Origin of the sequence: Methylobacter sp. (genome assembly GCF_036845245.1) — a bacterium.
Lineage (GTDB): Bacteria > Pseudomonadota > Gammaproteobacteria > Methylococcales > Methylomonadaceae > Methylobacter_A.
On sequence record NZ_DAIUEH010000006.1, the window covers coordinates 78,426 to 95,302 of the forward strand.

General features: G+C 46.3%; 14 protein-coding genes. 7 read left to right on the forward strand and 7 right to left on the reverse strand.

The genetic code is table 11. The features are described from left to right. Positions 1-440: 440 nt before the first annotated feature. Positions 441-782 carry a zinc ribbon domain-containing protein YjdM gene (locus V7051_RS04470; RefSeq protein ID WP_333873830.1) on the forward strand — a complete coding sequence of 114 codons (342 nt, stop codon included), beginning with the start codon at positions 441-443 and terminating at the stop codon, positions 780-782. A 60-nt stretch (positions 783-842) separates the two neighbouring features. Here V7051_RS04470 and moeA read toward each other — a convergent pair whose 3' ends face one another. Both moeA and mobB read right to left on the reverse strand, forming a co-directional pair. Then, positions 843-2,087 (reverse strand): molybdopterin molybdotransferase MoeA, encoded by a 1,245-nt coding sequence (gene moeA, locus V7051_RS04475; protein ID WP_333873831.1) that lies wholly within the window; start codon positions 2,085-2,087, stop codon positions 843-845. Beyond that, positions 2,080-2,607 carry a molybdopterin-guanine dinucleotide biosynthesis protein B gene (mobB, locus tag V7051_RS04480; protein ID WP_333873832.1) on the reverse strand — a complete coding sequence of 176 codons (528 nt, stop codon included), beginning with the start codon at positions 2,605-2,607 and terminating at the stop codon, positions 2,080-2,082. Before mobB ends, moeA begins: the two co-directional genes overlap by 8 nt. A 144-nt stretch (positions 2,608-2,751) precedes the next feature. On the opposite strand from mobB, the gene V7051_RS04485 reads away from it, so the two are divergent. Genes V7051_RS04485 through rpoS form a run of 3 tightly spaced genes read left to right on the forward strand, consistent with a single transcriptional unit; the run spans position 2,752 to position 5,163 of the window. Next, positions 2,752-3,246, forward strand: a complete 495-nt coding sequence (locus V7051_RS04485) for a DnaJ domain-containing protein (RefSeq protein WP_333873833.1) — start codon at positions 2,752-2,754, stop codon at positions 3,244-3,246. A 4-nt stretch (positions 3,247-3,250) separates the two neighbouring features. Then, a complete protein-coding gene (locus tag V7051_RS04490) occupies positions 3,251-4,135 on the forward strand; it encodes a peptidoglycan DD-metalloendopeptidase family protein (protein WP_333873834.1) in 885 nt (294 codons plus the stop codon). 41 nt (positions 4,136-4,176) lie between these two features. Next, a complete protein-coding gene (gene rpoS, locus V7051_RS04495) occupies positions 4,177-5,163 on the forward strand; it encodes an RNA polymerase sigma factor RpoS (RefSeq protein WP_333873835.1) in 987 nt (328 codons plus the stop codon). 75 nt (positions 5,164-5,238) lie between these two features. Here the strand turns inward: rpoS and V7051_RS04500 are convergent, their stop codons facing one another. Both V7051_RS04500 and V7051_RS04505 read right to left on the reverse strand, forming a co-directional pair. Then, on the reverse strand, positions 5,239-6,105 hold the full coding sequence (locus V7051_RS04500) for a carbon-nitrogen hydrolase family protein (protein WP_333873836.1): 867 nt from the start codon (positions 6,103-6,105) through the stop codon (positions 5,239-5,241). Beyond that, positions 6,095-6,694, reverse strand: coding sequence for a GNAT family N-acetyltransferase (locus V7051_RS04505; protein ID WP_333873837.1), 600 nt, complete (start codon positions 6,692-6,694; stop codon positions 6,095-6,097). The genes V7051_RS04500 and V7051_RS04505 overlap by 11 nt, the downstream gene beginning before the upstream one ends. Before the next feature lie 206 nt (positions 6,695-6,900). Between V7051_RS04505 and V7051_RS04510 the strand changes: the two genes are divergently transcribed. From V7051_RS04510 to V7051_RS04520, 3 genes are all read left to right on the forward strand, one after another. Continuing rightward, complete coding sequence (locus V7051_RS04510) at positions 6,901-8,595, forward strand: glycoside hydrolase family 17 protein (protein ID WP_333873838.1); 1,695 nt, start codon at positions 6,901-6,903, stop codon at positions 8,593-8,595. 82 nt (positions 8,596-8,677) lie between these two features. Next, positions 8,678-9,505 (forward strand): MBL fold metallo-hydrolase, encoded by an 828-nt coding sequence (locus V7051_RS04515; RefSeq protein WP_333873839.1) that lies wholly within the window; start codon positions 8,678-8,680, stop codon positions 9,503-9,505. Further along, a complete protein-coding gene (locus tag V7051_RS04520) occupies positions 9,498-11,780 on the forward strand; it encodes a putative bifunctional diguanylate cyclase/phosphodiesterase (RefSeq protein ID WP_333873840.1) in 2,283 nt (760 codons plus the stop codon). Before V7051_RS04515 ends, V7051_RS04520 begins: the two co-directional genes overlap by 8 nt. A 17-nt stretch (positions 11,781-11,797) precedes the next feature. Here V7051_RS04520 and V7051_RS04525 read toward each other — a convergent pair whose 3' ends face one another. The 3 genes from V7051_RS04525 to rapA all read right to left on the reverse strand — a co-directional run bounded on the left by V7051_RS04525 (position 11,798) and on the right by rapA (position 16,794). Continuing rightward, the gene (locus V7051_RS04525; protein WP_333873841.1) at positions 11,798-12,892 is read right to left on the reverse strand and encodes a J domain-containing protein; all 1,095 of its coding nucleotides are present in this window, start codon (positions 12,890-12,892) and stop codon (positions 11,798-11,800) included. 39 nt (positions 12,893-12,931) lie between these two features. Then, positions 12,932-13,762 carry a CvfB family protein gene (locus V7051_RS04530; protein ID WP_333873842.1) on the reverse strand — a complete coding sequence of 277 codons (831 nt, stop codon included), beginning with the start codon at positions 13,760-13,762 and terminating at the stop codon, positions 12,932-12,934. A 164-nt stretch (positions 13,763-13,926) separates the two neighbouring features. Then, positions 13,927-16,794: an RNA polymerase-associated protein RapA gene (gene rapA, locus V7051_RS04535; RefSeq protein WP_333873843.1), complete on the reverse strand. Its 2,868-nt coding sequence runs from the start codon at positions 16,792-16,794 to the stop codon at positions 13,927-13,929. Between the last annotated feature and the right edge of the window lie 83 nt (positions 16,795-16,877).

The window sequence follows — 16,877 nt, forward strand, 5'->3', positions numbered from 1 at the left end:
TAAGGATGTCAGCGAAACAAGAGTGTCTGCTGATTTGTTGATGAGCACATAAAAGTACAAGAAGGGAATGATCCAAGGCATAAAATGGCCCTAATGCATTGATAATTCAATCTTGAATGGGCTTAGGGTCACAGCACTCTTTGTGTTGCGAGGAAATAAAAAAATTTGAATGGCGGCTTCGGGTCGATATATCCAGTTAGCCACTCCCAAAAGCCGACATTCGCTTCTGGCGTAATCGTATCGGAATCGATGGTCTGGTGTGTATCGAAACCGGTAGTTATTTTTCAATCGTAATGAGTGGCTGGTTTTTAGTAGATGGGCGTCCCGAATAGAAACTGCCTATCGCGAAATGGACAAGAAACGCCTAAATCTGGCATCATGGTGCGCTCAATACACCTTGTATTCCACAAGGTCGAACCAACCCTACATTAAGGAAAGCAATGACTAACCTCCCAAAATGCCCCGCATGCAGCTCAGAGTTCATCTACGAAGACGGCGATATGTACATCTGCCCTGAATGCGCGCACGAATGGCCAAAAGACGGGACAAGCGAAGATAGCTCGGATGTCCGTATTGTTAAGGATGCAAACGGCAACGTCTTGCAAGACGGAGATACCGTCACTGTCATCAAAGATCTCAAAGTTAAAGGATCATCATCGGTTGTCAAAGTCGGCACTAGAGTCAAAATCATTCGTCTGGTCGACGGGGATCATGACATTGACTGCAAAATCGACGGTATTGGCGCAATGAAACTTAAATCGGAGTTTGTTAAAAAAGCCTGATATAAGAGCATGTCGATGAACCCTGACTCATTCAAGAATTAATGAAGTTAGGGCATCCTGCTATAGCAACAAACTAAACGGCTCGACGGTTACTTTGTCGCCTGCCTGCACGCCTTTACACGCTTCCGGCAAGACGATATAGCAACTGCTCTGACTCATGGAGCTGAGAATATGCGAACCTTGATGACCCGCTGAGGCGACGAAAAATTCGCCATTTTCATCTTGACTAAGGATGCCGCGTTGGTATTCCTGCCGTCCGGGGGATTTTTTTAACGCCGAGGTGCAAGTCGCGGTAAATCTTAACGGTTTGAAAGATGGAGCGCCGGAAAGCTGCCTTAGCGCCGGCGCTACAATCTGGTGAAAGGTTACGACGACAGCAATCGGATTGCCCGGCAAGCCAAAAAAACAGCACTGCCCTATTTTGCCGAAAGCCAGCGGTTTACCGGGTTTTACCGCAATTTTCCAAAAATCGACTTCCCCGCAGCTTTGCAGGATTTCTTTAACATAATCGGCTTCACCGACTGAAGCGCCTCCGGTAGTTATGATGACATCATAATTTTTGGAGGCTTCAATAAAGCTGTCTTCGAGCAACTGTTTATTGTCGGGAATGACACCCAGATCAACGACGCTGTAGCCGGGATCTGTCAACAATCCGCCCAGGATAATGCGGTTACTGTCATATATTTTCCCATGTTCCAGCGGCAGGCCTAGTGATGTCAGTTCGTCCCCGGTAGAAAAATAAGCGATTTTTAACTGACGTTTAACAACAACTTTATCAATACCGGCAGAGGCCAGTAAACCCAGATCAATCGGTGTCAGCTTCTTAGGCCCGGCGATTAAACAGGCGCCTTGTTTTACATCTTCACCGATTTTCCTGACATTTTGCTGTGCTCGCGTGCCGGCCGGAAAATGTATGGTTTGATCCTGAACTTGCACATGTTCCTGCATGATGACTGAATCGGCTTGTTCCGGCACAACCGCACCGGTAAAAATCCTGATGCATTGACCGGGTTGCAGTTGTCCCTGAAATGGCCGCCCGGCCCAGGAAATGCCTGCCAAACTCAACGTGAACGCTTGGCCGTCAGCTATGTCCTGACTGGCAAAAGCATAGCCGTCCATCGCCGCGTTTCGGTCATGCGGAATATTGATCGGTGAATAAACCGGCTCGGCCAATACCCGTCCCAAGGCGTTTTTTAATTCCGTTTTTTCAGTGCCGTTTACAGGATTTACAACTGCTTTGATTCTGTCCAACGCATCGTCAATAGACAATAGCGGCTTGGATGCTTGGCTGCATGCGTCAATCATGGCTTTTCATAATATGGTTTTGGATAAAATCGGCAATCATTTGCGGCCGGTTCAGTTCCAGTTGTATCAAATAGTCCGGCGTTTCCAGCGTTGTATCTGTCGCTATCGCGATGATGTCCGGGTCGTTTGGGTAAAGCAAAGCTTTTTCAAAAGAGGATCGGTGCAATTCGATTTTAGGAAACTGCTCCGCCTTAAAGCCTTCGACCAAGATCAGATCCAGTTCAGATTGATCGAATTGCTTCAACTGATCATCCAATCGAGGTTCTTTTTCCGGGGCAAACTCAGTAATAATCGCGCGTCGATACCGGGATACCAGCATCACCGACGAGGCTCCGGCCTTGCGTAGGCGAAAACTGTCTTTTCCAGGTTGATCAATTTCAAAATCATGATGACTATGTTTAATCAGACCGATACGCAAACCGTTTTGTTTTAAAATCGGGATCAATTCAGTCAGTAACGTGGTTTTGCCGGTTCCACTTGCGGCAACAAAACCTAAAACCGGAATTTGTGCATTCTCCATATCAACCAAATTATCAGATTGTTATCATAAGATGTCATATTCTAAGGTATTATTTATTCAAACACCATGGCGATATGGCCGCTACCGATAACACCGGAAGCCTTGAGAACGATCCTAAACAGATCATTAATTCAGGAGTAAACCTTGATTCGAATTTTTCTGATTTTGTTATTCATCATCACCGCATTTTTTTGGCTACGTGGTTTTTCAAAAATATCACCTCCCTTATTGGCCCGTTATATCAAGATGCTGCTTCTATCTGTTACAGGATTGATATTGCTTTTTTTGGCTGCAACCGGACATTTGAATTGGTTTTTTGCCTTAGCCGGCGTGGTTGTTGCTTTTATAATGCGTTTGTCACCGGTGTTGTTACGTTACGCTCCCTATTTACACCGGTTATGGTCGGAATTTAGATCCGCAAAACACAACTCATCGCAACAGCAAAATAGAGTAAACACTAAAGGCGATATGCCGATTGAAGAAGCTTATGAAATATTAGGTTTGAAGATCGGCGCATCGGAATCAGAAATTATCGCCGCACATCGCAAATTGATGCAAAAAATGCATCCCGATCATGGTGGGTCGAACTATTTAGCCGCAAAAATAAATCTGGCGAAAAAGATTCTGTTGAAAAAATAAACTCATGGCATCCACTACCTCAAAGCTTTTTTTTCTTTCAATGCTGGTAACTTTATTGAACGGCTGTGCTCCTGTTACTCCAAACTATGCCCCTGTCAGCACAAATTATCCTGATACTCCCAAAGATGAGACAAAATATCATCAGGTAAAAAGAGGCGATTCCCTGTACGCAATAAGCTTGATTTATGACCTGGATTATCGCCAGTTAGCGCAATGGAACCGAATCGCTCCGCCTTATACGATAGAAATAGGCCAAAAAATAAGGCTCTCGGACCCGGATCCAGACCACAAACCCATGCATGACCACATGGATGCGGGAGTACAACCCAAGCCGAAACAAAGTACCGCAACTGCAACAAATAGAATCGGCTCGCAAAAAAGAACCTCTATTTCGTTAAATAATAGATCCAATCTGCCTTATAAGCTGTCAAATAAAAACCCAACTCTTAATAAGATTGCCGAAAAAAACGGAAGTGGAGCACAAAAAAAATCAATTATTTCAATTGATAATGGAAACATGTTAAAGTTAAACTTTCAATGGCCGATAAAGGGGAGACTTTTAAAATCTTTCTCTCATGCCGATAACAAAGGTATTGATATAGCCGGCGAAATGGGACAGGACGTGAGCGCCGCTGAAGCGGGCAAAGTGGTATATAGCGGACAAGGCCTGATTGGCTACGGTAATTTGCTGATTATCAAGCACAACGACTTGTATTTAAGCGCTTATGCAAATAATAGCCTGCTGCTTGTCGCAGAAGGCTATACCGTAGAAAAAGGCGAAGTTATTGCGAAAGTTGGACAAGCAGGATCAAACAAAACATCACTGCATTTTGAAATAAGAAAAAACGGAAAACCGGTAAATCCAGTTAACTTTTTACCGGAAAAATAATTAAACCATTTCGACTTAGGTCGAACAATGTAGAGGTTATTATGAAAGCAGAATTGGTTGAACTATTAGACGATGATGTTTGTGTTTTATTTGATGACGATTTGTCTTTCGACGACGATGAACTCCAGACAAATTCTTCTATCAGTGAAGCATTGGATATTGATGAAATAATTACTATTGAATCGCGGCAAGACAAGAGCATGGATGCGACGCGGGTTTATTTAAATGAACTGGCTCGTTCGCAATTACTGACTGCCGATCAGGAAAAAATCTACGGTTCCAGGGCTTTGCTGGGCGATGAAGCTGCCCGCAAAATCATGATCGAAAGCAATTTGCGTTTGGTTGTTAAGATTTCCCGCCGTTACCTGAATAGAGGCTTGCCTTTACTGGATTTGATCGAGGAAGGCAATCTGGGCTTGATGCGCGCTGTTGAAAAATTTGATCCTGAAAGAGGTTTTAGATTTTCAACCTATGCAACCTGGTGGATCAGGCAGACTATTGAACGAGCCATCATGAATCAGACACGAACCATTCGTTTGCCGATTCATATTGTCAAAGAAATGAATACTTATCTTAAAGCCCAACGCTATTTGTCACAATTGCTTGATCATGAGCCCAGTGCCGAGGATATAGCGGAACATCTGGATATACCGGTCAATAAAGTTGAAAAGATGCTAAAACTCAATGAACGGGTTACATCGATCGATATTCCGGGCGGCAAGGATTTTGACAAACCTCTGGTCGAGTCAATTTCCGATGGCGATAGCCTATCACCCGCTGAAAAAATACAAGAAGACGGCATTAAACACAATATTATCAAATGGGTCTTTCAACTTTCCGAAAAACAGCGCGAAGTTATTTGCCGCCGCTACGGGCTTTGCGGTTATGAAGGCTCGACCCTTGAGCAAGTGGCTCAAGAACTGGGCGTGACCAGGGAACGTGTCAGACAGATTCAAATGGATGGGTTAAAAAGAATGAAAGAAATTCTGGAACTCAACGGCTATTCTTTTGAAGCCATTTTTAACTGATGTTACGATTGTTACCACGAAGGCACGAAGCTCAAGAAGACAAACAAAAGTCCTTCGTGGTGTACCGTATACCAGCTACTCAATAAATGCAGTTTGCAGCGGCCAATCCCTGTAATTAAATACTTGCCCTTGTTCCCGAACTGTACCGCAAGCACTAAGCGATACTTCGGCAAAAACCCATTCTGCTGTATTAAGCTTGCCCTCCGCTAGAATGCCGTTATCAGGAAATCCTCGATCTACCGGCGTATAAATGCCCGCTGCACCAATATTGACATCCACTGCTTCAGACCACGGCGCTTCGCCCACCAACGTAGATTGAACGACATAACACTGGTTTTCCAGGGCTCTTGCCTGACAGCCGATTTTAACGCGATGGTAGCCGGCTAAAGTATCGGTGCAGCTGGGCACTAAAATCAGATTCGCTCCGGCTTCGACCTGCTTTCTTGCCAGCATCGGAAATTCACTGTCATAACAAATATTGATTGCGATTCTTCCGTATTCGGTATCGAAACATTTTAATTCCTCACCTTTCTGAATCAGCCATTGCTCGTTTTCAAAACGGGTCATCATCAGTTTATCCTGATGATCAATCTGACCGTCCGGCATAAACAGGTAAGCCCGGTTTCGATAAGCACCGGAATCCATTTTTACCGGAAACGTACCCGGTTGAATAATGCATTGGTATTTTTTAGCCAAACTCCGGAATAAGTCCAGATAATCATCATGCAACGACTGCATGGCGGCCAGCTGCTTGCTTAAGGATGAATAAACCTCTTTACCGAACAGAGAGGCCAGTTCCATGCTGGCGTACTCAGGAAAAACCAAAATCTTTGCATCCTGTTCAACGGCTTCAATAAACCAGCGCTCGACTTTACTTTGATACTGCTGCCAGTTTTCCAGAAAGCTGATGTCGTATTGAGCGCTTGCAATTTTAACGTTCATGTTTCAACCAAAAAGTCATCGGTTTAGGCGTTTCATTAACATCATCCAGATCCTTCCAGATATAAGTTGTGTGAAGCTCGGGATGTTTGACGTAGCCGCGCTTGGTCCAGAATTGATCCAGCGGCACATAATCGGCCGGTCGTCTGGGATGATCTGCTGGCCGTTCTACGCAACAAAAACAAATATATTTGAAGCCTCCCAAGTCATTGGCGTGCGCCTCTCTTTGCTCGAAAAAGCGAACGCCGATGCCCAGACCGCGATAATTCTTGTCCAGCACCGACTCACTGCAATAAAAAACTTCGTCGAGATTATAGCACTGCTCAACAAACGGCTTTTTTAACTCATCGGTTTCATATTTCATCGGGATTGCTGTCGATGCCCCGACTACTTTATCGCCGTCGAAAGCGATCACAATAACGCTTTCGGGGCAATTGATATAAGTCTGTAAATATTTTTTTTCATAATCGATATCCCCGTCATACAAATACGGAAAATCGCGAAACACTTCAATTCTAAGCCGGGCGAGCTCAGGAATAAACTGTTCCAGAGCCGGGCCGCTACATCTTTCAATACGAATATCTTTAGCCATAAGGTTACATCAGAAAAAAGATGCGCATTTTAGCTGAATGCTGATGACTTGCGTAGATTAAGTCGTAAAAAGCCGGCGTTGTTTCCATCCGGTGCCAATAGGCTGCCCATATTAAAAATGTGGCAATTATGAGATGATGTGGCAACGATCTACTTGGCGTGTTTCATTACGCCTTTCTTAAAATTTCTTGTGCTATTGATTTATTTATGAAAATTGCTTCATTCGCGGTATTGATTATTTTGCTTAATGGTTTGTTGGGTTGGTCCAGCAACTTACCTCAAGATGTAGGGGCGGACGTCCCATCAGGAAAACTCAACAGTCTATCTTTCGCACCGTTTCGGGAGGGCCAGGGACCGCTGGACGAAAAATTCCCTACCTCCGAACAAATTGACGATGATTTGCGTTTGATGGGTGAAACAACCCACTCTATTCGCACTTATGCGAGCGCGGAAGGCAGCATGCCGATCATTCCCGATTTAGCACGTAAGCACGGTTTGAAGATGATTCAAGGCGCTTGGCTGGGGTCTATCAAAGCAGATAATAAAGTGGAAATCGCCGAACTCATCCGTTCCGCCAACGCAAACCCCGATGTGGTGAAGCGGGTCATCGTCGGTAACGAAGTGCTGTTACGAGGCGACCTGCAATCGGGGCAATTGATTGAATACATTCGGGAAGTCAAACGCTCGGTTAAACAGCCGGTTTCTTATGCCGACGTTTGGTCTATGTATATGAAATACCCCGAGTTAATCAAAGAGGTGGACTTCATTACCATCCACATCCTACCCTACTGGGAGGATGAACCTATCACCGTAGATCAGGCACCGGCACATATCGAGCGTATTTTCAAGCAGGTTCAACAGGAATCCGATGCGATAGCTCCCGGCAAACCGATACTGATCGGCGAGTCGGGCTGGCCGGGCGAAGGTCGGCAACGTGGCTGGTCGGTACCGAGCGTGGTCAACGAAGCAAAATTCATCCGCGCATTAATTAAAGTCGCCAATAAAAACGGATTCGATTACAACATTGTCGAAGCCTTCAACCAATCATGGAAAAGCGAACTTGAAGGAGTAGTCGGTGCAAACTGGGGACTTTTCTCGGTTGACCGCAAAGAAGTTTTTCCTTTAACTGGTAAGGTTTACGAGAACCCTGACTGGCTTAAAGGTATGATCGCATCAACGATACTTTTCCTGATCATCGTCGGCTACAGTTGGAAGTCATTACGCACATTATCCACAATGCGTCTCGTGTTCTTTCTGGCCTTCGCGCAACTACTAACCTTTTTATTAGCGAACATGGTCGAAAACCTGTGGTACACCAGTTATAGTGACTGGCAGCGTTTTCAGACCTTATTAACCGTAAGCTTAAACGCCATCCTGGCCGCCTTGATATTGCAGCGGGGCTATGGCCTGTTAACCGGCAAGGCCGCCAATCCAAAATTCGGCTCCTGGATATACGCAATCTACCTATTGTTTGCCGGCTATGCCGTTTATAAAACGTTCGGTTTGGCGATAAATGGGCGTTATATCAGTTTTCCGACGGTAGCCACTTACATACCTGTTGTAGGCATGTTCGGTTTAATGCTTATCAGTGCTATGACCGAATCTTCATGGTCTCTAAAAGCTGCTGAGATTAACCGATTGGTGGGACATCTGAAGATCAAAGCCGATCAGGATAAAATAATAGGCTACGCTTTGCTGCTCATGGGCATGATTCTTATTATCTGGGAAAGCAAAGCCTTCATGGTAAGCCGCGACTTTATCCTTGCTTACCCGAATGTCGGCGAGAGGCTTGGTGTGGCTTTTATTTTTTCTGTCACCAATTGTCAGCTGGTGATATGGCTAATATGCTTGGCCATTCTCGCGTTACCACTTCTGGTCAATAGCAACAAAACCAGCAATTAATATGAAGTTACTGATTTTTGAAATAACCTGAAGTAAACTGGGGAAAATAAAAATCTAACCTAGCAGCAGATTAGGGAGAAACATGCGCAACATTAAATTATTTGAGTCCGATAATCACCGGTTTATTTTACTCAACGAGAGTGATCCTGGCGAAGAAGACGGAGTACGTTCCAATCAGTATCTAATCACACATCATAATGACGGCGTGTTGCTTGATCCGGGTGGTTTTGGGGTGATGCCCCGGGTTCTGGTGGAAATGTTGCGTTATGTAGTGCCGGAACAAATTAAAGCCATTTTTCTTTCGCATCAAGACCCAGACATCGTCGGGGGCCTGTCAACCTGGCTGGAACTATGTCATTCACCTGTCTATGTTTCCAGTATCTGGATACGCTTTTTGCCCCATTATGGTTTAAAAGACATGGCGCGGTTTGTCGCTGTACCCAATGAAGGTATGGATTGCGAGCCGACGCCTGGCTTTCATCTAAAAATTGTGCCCGCACATTTTTTGCATTCCGAAGGCCAAATTAATGTATACGACCCGATTTCTAAAATCCTGTTTACCGGCGACATCGGGGCTGCGATGTTGCCCGTGGATAAAAATGATGCGTTTGTAGACGATTTTGCCGGCCATATCCCTTATATCAAAGGCTTTCACCAGCGTTACATGTGCTCTAACAAGGCGATACGCTGCTGGTTGGACACTATTGCCGATCTGGATATTGTCATGATAGCCCCTCAGCATGGGCCTATTTATCGTGGCGCCGCAGTACAGGATTTTTTAAATTGGCTCAAAGACCTGCAATGCGGCATTGATTTGATGCAATCCGGCGGACGCTTTCTGCTGGACGACGGCATGGATGCAGGAGGTAGGGCAATGCCGGAGCGAGTTACGAGGACTGAGCATGGATAATACATCACACGGCAGCCCTGATGCAGAACAGACGAACTCTGGGATGAGAGCGGCAGAATCGCATCTGGAACAGCGTTCTAGAGCAACGCAGCGAGCGGTTGCCGTGCCCAGTCATTTGGAGACTTTGCGTTTCAAGGTCATCAGCCAGATTGCCGAAATCCTGGAAAATCAATCACGCACCCAACGCTATGCAATGAGCTTGTCCGAGCTTAATCATAACGTGCATCAAGAGATTATCAGCAAATCGCTAGCGGCCATGGCGACTTTGGCTAACGACGACTCAGCAGCCATGATTGCCTTGATCCCAACGATCACCCATATCATTGAGACTTGCACCAGGCTGGATCGCAGTCTGAACTTACTATTCCAACAACGCAGCGAGCAGTGGGCGTCCAGCGATCAACACATCCAAAACCTGCTGATCGAATTTAATCAAACCTTGCTTGAGCTGTCTTCTGTTTTGATTGAAAAAGACTTGCTGGAACGGCAAAGCCAAGTATTGGAACGTATTATCCTGTCGCACGAACATATCTCGCAATGGAAAGAGTTTGTGCAAGAAATCCTGGCGGACTTCTATGCCATTTTCCCGTTTAACTTTTTTTACATCGCCTTTGCCGAAGAAAATGGCCTATCCCTCTATTTGTATTACCTGGGTCAGTGCTCGGATGAGATACGCGCTCAAGCCCGCGGCTTATTGAGTCAACAAATGCTTCAAAGCATTGGTTTGCCCTCCGATGCGGCTCTGGATATTGAAGAATTTGATATTCACTGCGGCGCCGAGATCCAAACGGGTTGTAATATCCGAATGATCAGTGTTCCGGTACCTGATCATTCGCCCAATTTGGCCGGCTTATTAGGGGTCGCATACGCCGCTGAAAATAATTTATCCGCACAGGAAGCCAGCGTTATTCGCGCGATTCTCGCGGTCATGGTCATGGTCGTGGGCTCGAGCAAAGTGTTATCGCGTACACTGTTGGAACTTGAATATTACTCAGTGCATGATCCTCTGACCGGGCTCCACAATCGACGCCAGTTTAACGATATTTTACGTTATGAAATCGGCCGTTCCGAGCGCCATAAGCATGAATTTAGCGTATTGATGCTGGATCTGGATGACTTTAAGGACATTAACGACTCGTACGGGCACCCCACCGGAGACGCCGCGCTATGTGCAATCTCCAATGTCCTGCTTGAACATACCCGCAATGGTGATTTGTGCGCCCGCGTTGGCGGGGATGAGTTTGCGATTATCCTGACAGAAACCGGCCCTAAAGGTGCGCGGGTCGTCGCTGACAATGTAAGTCGCGCGCTACGGGAAATGGCCATAACATCGGTACAAGGCAACCGTTTTCATTTAACCGTCTCTATAGGCGTAAGCAGTTATCCTGTCGACGGACAAACCATAGATAACCTGCTGGAGGGCGTCGATGTCGCCATGTACAAAGCTAAAGACATGGGCAAAGACAGTGTCTGCACCTTTGATGCAAAAGAAGCACGCGTCAGCATTCGCGAGACCCGGGATAATGCGGAAAATCTGCGCGAGGCATTAAAAGAAGGCCGCATTATTCCTTATTATCAATCGATTGTTGATTGTAAAACCGGCGAGCTGTACGCCTTTGAAACACTGGCCCGACTTAAATCTCCCTCCGGAGAAACGACCTCCGCGGCAATGTTCATCGAAACCATTGATAAATACGGCCTGGCGCGTGAACTCGACATCGCGATGATCAACAACGCTTTCGCCGCTAAACGCGCCTGCATGGATGCCAACCGCCCGGAGGCCAATGCGAAAATTTTTATCAATTTATCGGTACAGGAAATCCAAGGCCGCGGCATTTTAGGGTACGCCGAAGAACTCTGCCAGAAACTGGAACTCCCCCCGGAAAGCATTGTCTTTGAATTACTGGAACGCGAGGCTATTGGCGATATGACCAACATGCGCAGGTTCCTGACCAACTTGCGTCGCAAAGGCTTTGCCTTTGCGCTGGACGATTTCGGCACCGGTTATAACTCGTTTCATTATTTGCGTGAACTGCGTTTCGAATACGTCAAGATTGATGGCGCATTTGTGCGTAACATAATGACCTCTAAAGTAGATTACGCGTTGGTGCATAATTTGTCCCGATTATGCCAGGATATTGATATCCTGACCGTTGCCGAATTTGTCGAAAACCAGGAAATTTGGGAAGCGCTCAAAGATATGGGTATCAATTACGCCCAAGGCTATCATATCAGTATGCCGTTGCCTGAAATGAAGCAAACCGCCAAACTGTAATGATTAAAATCCCAAACTTATCTCTCCAGCAGCTTTAAAGCAGCAATAGCTTCCGTAAGGCCCTGTTTTGCCGCCTTACGATACAAAACAATAGCTTGTTTGCTATCCTTGGGCACACCTACCCCCTTTGCATAAATATCGCCCAGATTATATTGGGCGTGAGCATCGCCCTGTTCGGCAGCCTTTTTGTACCAGGACATAGCCAAACTATTATCCTGTACCACGCCCTGTCCTTTTGCATACATCAAACCCAGGTTAAATTGCGCAATGACATCGCCTTGTTCAGCGGCTTTGTAACACCAATAAACTGCCGAGTTATAATTCTGCGCCACGCCTTTTCCAGTCGCGTACATAAAGCCCAATTTAGTTTGCGCTTCCCTATGCCCTTGTTCGGCCGCCTTGGCAAACCAGCCAACGGCACGTTTGTCATCTTTTGTTATACCTTGTCCATTCGTGTATATTAAACCCGCCTGAAATTGGGCTTCCGCACTTCCCTGCACCGCCAACTGCAAATAAAGCGGCAACGCTTTTACTACTCGGCCTTGTTTAACTAATTGCTTGGCTTTTTTTAATATTTCTTCAATATCCTGATTAGCCGCTACCGTGACTGTCGGCTTTGTTTTTAAGCCCGGTCCGTAAAGAACAGTAACGGTAATTACCATGCCGACAACGCCTATGAGTCCAAGAATCCAATTTAATTTTTTGGGTCTTGGGATAATGCCAAGCCGTAACTTATGGGCGAAGGAGCCAATATTTTTCCAGAATTTATTAATAGTTGCCGGATGGCCGGCAAGAGGATTCTTTGGCGCCGTTACCGGCGGCTCAACATAGTTTTTTGTAATGATCGTCATTATACGCTGCGCTTTATCAGCCGCATGTTCTCTTTCTTGCCTGTCTATCCATCGGTCATGCTCGGCTCGCTTGGCCGGATCGGATAAAACCGCATACGCGCCATTGATAATTTTCATTATCCGAAGCGCTTCTTCAGGCCCGCCTGTGTATTTATCGGGGTGATAGTTTTGGCAAAGCACCTTATAGGCCGCCTTGATAACGCTTACAGGCGCATTACGCGATACATTTAAATTGTCATAATGGGTTTTGAATTTAGCCATACCGCTTTCGCTTATGTCGGGTATTGTGCCTGGAGACTATCAATCGACAAGCTTGATTCCGCTTTTATCAATTGTGATTAATTGTTGCTTGTACAGCGCACCGATGGCCTGCTTGAATACTTTCTTACTAACTCCAAATGCGGCATAAATAGCTTCCGGCGGGCTTTTATCGCTCAGCATCAACACACCATTATTGGCTTTCAACTTAGCTATAATGCTATCGGTTAGCGATACGACTTTGCCGTATCCCGGCTGGTGCAGGCTGAGGTCGATCTTATGATCTTCACGTACCTGCTTGATATAGCCGTCCAGTTTTTGGCCTTTCCTGACCTGCTGGAATAACTCGTTTTCATACAACATGCCCCAGTAGCTATTGTTGATAATGGCTTTAACGCCCAAATCGGATTTATCGGCGATGATCAGCGACACTTTTTGGCCGACTTCGAAATCGTCCGATTCATCGCTGAGCAATTTATCAATCTTGGTGGTGGCCGCGATACGGTTTTGGTCATCGAGAAACACTTTGACCAGATAAGAGCGCCCTACTTCCATCTCATGGTATTGTTCGCTGAAAGGAACCAGCAAATCTTTAGGCAATCCCCAATCCAGGAACGCACCGACATAATTAAGCGACACCACTTTCAGCCAAGCTATATCGCCCACTTCGGCCAGCGGCTTTTTGGTAGTGGCGGCTAGATGACCTTCCGAATCCACATAAACGAATACGTCCAGAGTATCGCCGACCTGGCAGTTTGCCGGCAGTTTCCTGTCCGCCAGCAGCACTTTCCCCGAGGTGCCGTCATCAAGATAGACATCAGCGCCTTGTTGTTTAACTACATTCAGCTTATTTATTTTGCCGATATTTATCATAATTTATTGGATAGATTGGGGTTTAATGCATTGCCATCATTTTCAACAAAGAGTTTTTAACTCACCACGAAGGCACGAAGGTCACGAAGTTTTATATTTTTCTTCGTGTCCTTCGTGCCTTCGTGGTGAATCCTTTTAGCTTCGTTCGCGGTAAATCTTCAATATCAACTGGTAATCACAAACCTGACCGCGTCCAATCTTAACTGCGCGGCCTGGATATTTTCATGCGCCAGCATAGTCATATCTTTTAGCTGCTCGATTTCCTCGGTCCTGATAGTCGGATTGACTTTTTTCAGCCTGACCAAACGCTTGATTTCGTTGCTGAGCGATTCCAGCATCGCTTGAGTCGCTTCATCAACCAGTTTTTGCATATCGGCTTTAGCTTTTTGCTCGGCCACGTTCAAAATATTGATAAGGTACGGACGCTGGCTGCTTAAAAAGGCAATGATCTTGTGTTTATCGAATTTGATACCGGCTTCAACCAAGTCACGGTGGTCGATATCTGCACTCAGGTCTTTTTGATTTTGATCGATCAATACCCGAATCGGCGTGTGGGGCAGAAACCTGCCGATTTGTAATTCGGCAGGTGCGCTACATTCGACGATAAACAGACACTCCAGCAAGAACTGCCCTGCTTTAAGGTCGCTATGTTTGATCACGCTGATCGCGGCATTACCGGTTTCACTGGACAGCACCATATCCATAGCCGCGGTAACCACCGGATGTTCCCAAGTCATGAACTGCATATCTTCCCGCGCCAAAGCAATCTGCCGGTCAACGGTAATGGTCATGCCGTCTTCAGTTAAGCCGGGGAAATGCGAGACGCGCAAATGATCGCTGGGACGAATAATAAAGCAATCAGGCGAATGGAACTCGGTATCCACGCCATAGCATTCAAAAACATCCTCCATATAAGGCCAAAGCACGCCTTCTTTTTCGTAAGCATTCAACTGATCGATAAGCGCATCAGCCAATTCCTTGCGGCAGGAATTCAACTCCAACAATTGATCGCGACCGTTATGCATTTGCGTTTCAAGTTCGGCGCTAAGCGTCCGGGTTTTGGTGATAAGCGCATCAATATCGTCTGGAACTTTACTATCCAAAACAGCCGCCAGCTCATCATGCAAAATATCCGCAACCCGCTGGGCGGATGAGCTGTTGCAGGCAAACGCATTCAGGCCTTCATCATACCAACGGTACAATATGGCATTATCTGTGTTTTCCAGGTACGGCACATGAATCTGGATAATATGTTTCTGCCCAATGCGATCAAGACGGCCTATCCGTTGTTGCAATAAATCGGGATTAGTCGGCAAATCCATCAGTATCAAATGATGTACAAACTGGAAATTCCTGCCTTCGCTGCCGATTTCGGAACAAATCAACAGCCGAGCGGTACTTTCAGGATCGGCAAAATAAGCCGCCGCCCGGTCGCGCTCGATAATGCTCATGCCTTCATGAAACACGGCCGAAGCAATACCGGCGCGGTTTTTCAGGGTTTGTTCCAGATCAATCGCAGTCTGCGCCTGTTTACAAATGACCAGCGCTTTATCGCCAGGGATGGTGTGTATGCCGCCAACCGGCTGGGAGCCGGTGCGGCGTTGACCGGCCAATTGCTTAACCTTGTCTACCAGCCATAAATAGCGCGGGTCTTGTTGCAAGTCGTCGGCATTTGCCTGACCGGTCAATACATATCCATAACGTTCCCGTTCGGGAAAGCCCTGCACGGTTTGCCGCGAATTCCGAAATAAAATCCGTCCGGTGCCATGATGATCCAGCAGCACCGTAATCAATGCTTGGCGCGCCGCAGCCGATTTTTCGGGATCGTTAAGATTTTTTAGCAAACCATCGACATTGTCATCTTTCAGCAGCACCGTTAAATGTTGCTGTGCGGCCTCATCCAACGTTTCCTCCGCCAACAGTAACTTGGCCGCGTTAGCCACCGGCTCAAACAAGCGTTCTTCTTCAATAAAAGCTGCAAAACTGTAAAACCGGTCGGGATCAAGTAATCTTAACCGTGCAAAATGGCTTTCTTTACCCAACTGTTCCGGAGTAGCTGTCAACAATATCAGGCTGGGAGAAATCCGGCCGAGTTGCTCGACAAATAAATAGTCTGGGCTGGGCGCTTGCTCGCTCCATTCCAGATGGTGCGCTTCATCGACAATCACCATATCCCAACCCGCTTCTATGGCCTGTTGTTGGCGGCGCGGGTAATTGGAAAAAAAGCCCTGGCTGCATAGAATCAATTGCTCTGTTAAGAACGGATTATCGCCGTTAGCATCGTTCGGTTCCGCATCAGCAAGCATGTCGTCTTCAGCATAGGTATCAAGACAGCGGGCCTCATCAAAAATACTAAAACGCAGATTAAAACGCCGAAGCATTTCCACCAGCCATTGATGCAACAATGTTTCCGGCACAATAATCAATACCCGCTTGCTCAAACCGTTAATCAGCCGATGGTGTAAAATCAAGCCGGCTTCTATGGTTTTACCCAAGCCGACCTCATCGGCCAGCATGATGCGCGGCTCAGACCGGTTAGCCGATTCATGCGCAATAAATAACTGATGCGGAATCAGCGAAGCACGACCGCCCAACAAACCTTTAACCGGCGATTGCTGATGCTGTTGCAATCTGCGCCAAGTTTCATAACGCAGCAAAAACCAGGCACTGGGATCGACTTGGCCAATGAACAAGCGATCCTGAGGCTTGTTAAATTGAATATGGTGATTCAATTCCACCTCGTCAAGCTGAACTTCCCGTCCATCCTCATCTTTGCCTATATAAGTAATCAAGCCGTCCTGCTCGGTTAAACCGGTAACGGTCACTTTATCTTCGTCAATCGACTCGATAACGTCGCCTACCGAAAACCGGACGCGCGTTAACGGCGCGTTATCTTGCGCATACATGCGCTTTTCGTCACACGCCAAAAAAAGCACAGTGATCCGCTTGTGTGCTACATCAAGAATAAGACCTAAGCCGAGTTCGGACTCGGTGTTGCTAATCCAGCGTTGGCCGGGGATAAACTGTTCCATTTATTAAGATGCCATTAAGATTGGGTAAATATAAATTCAAGTGGTCTATTATAAGCGACACAGCATAATTATTCCGGCAATTA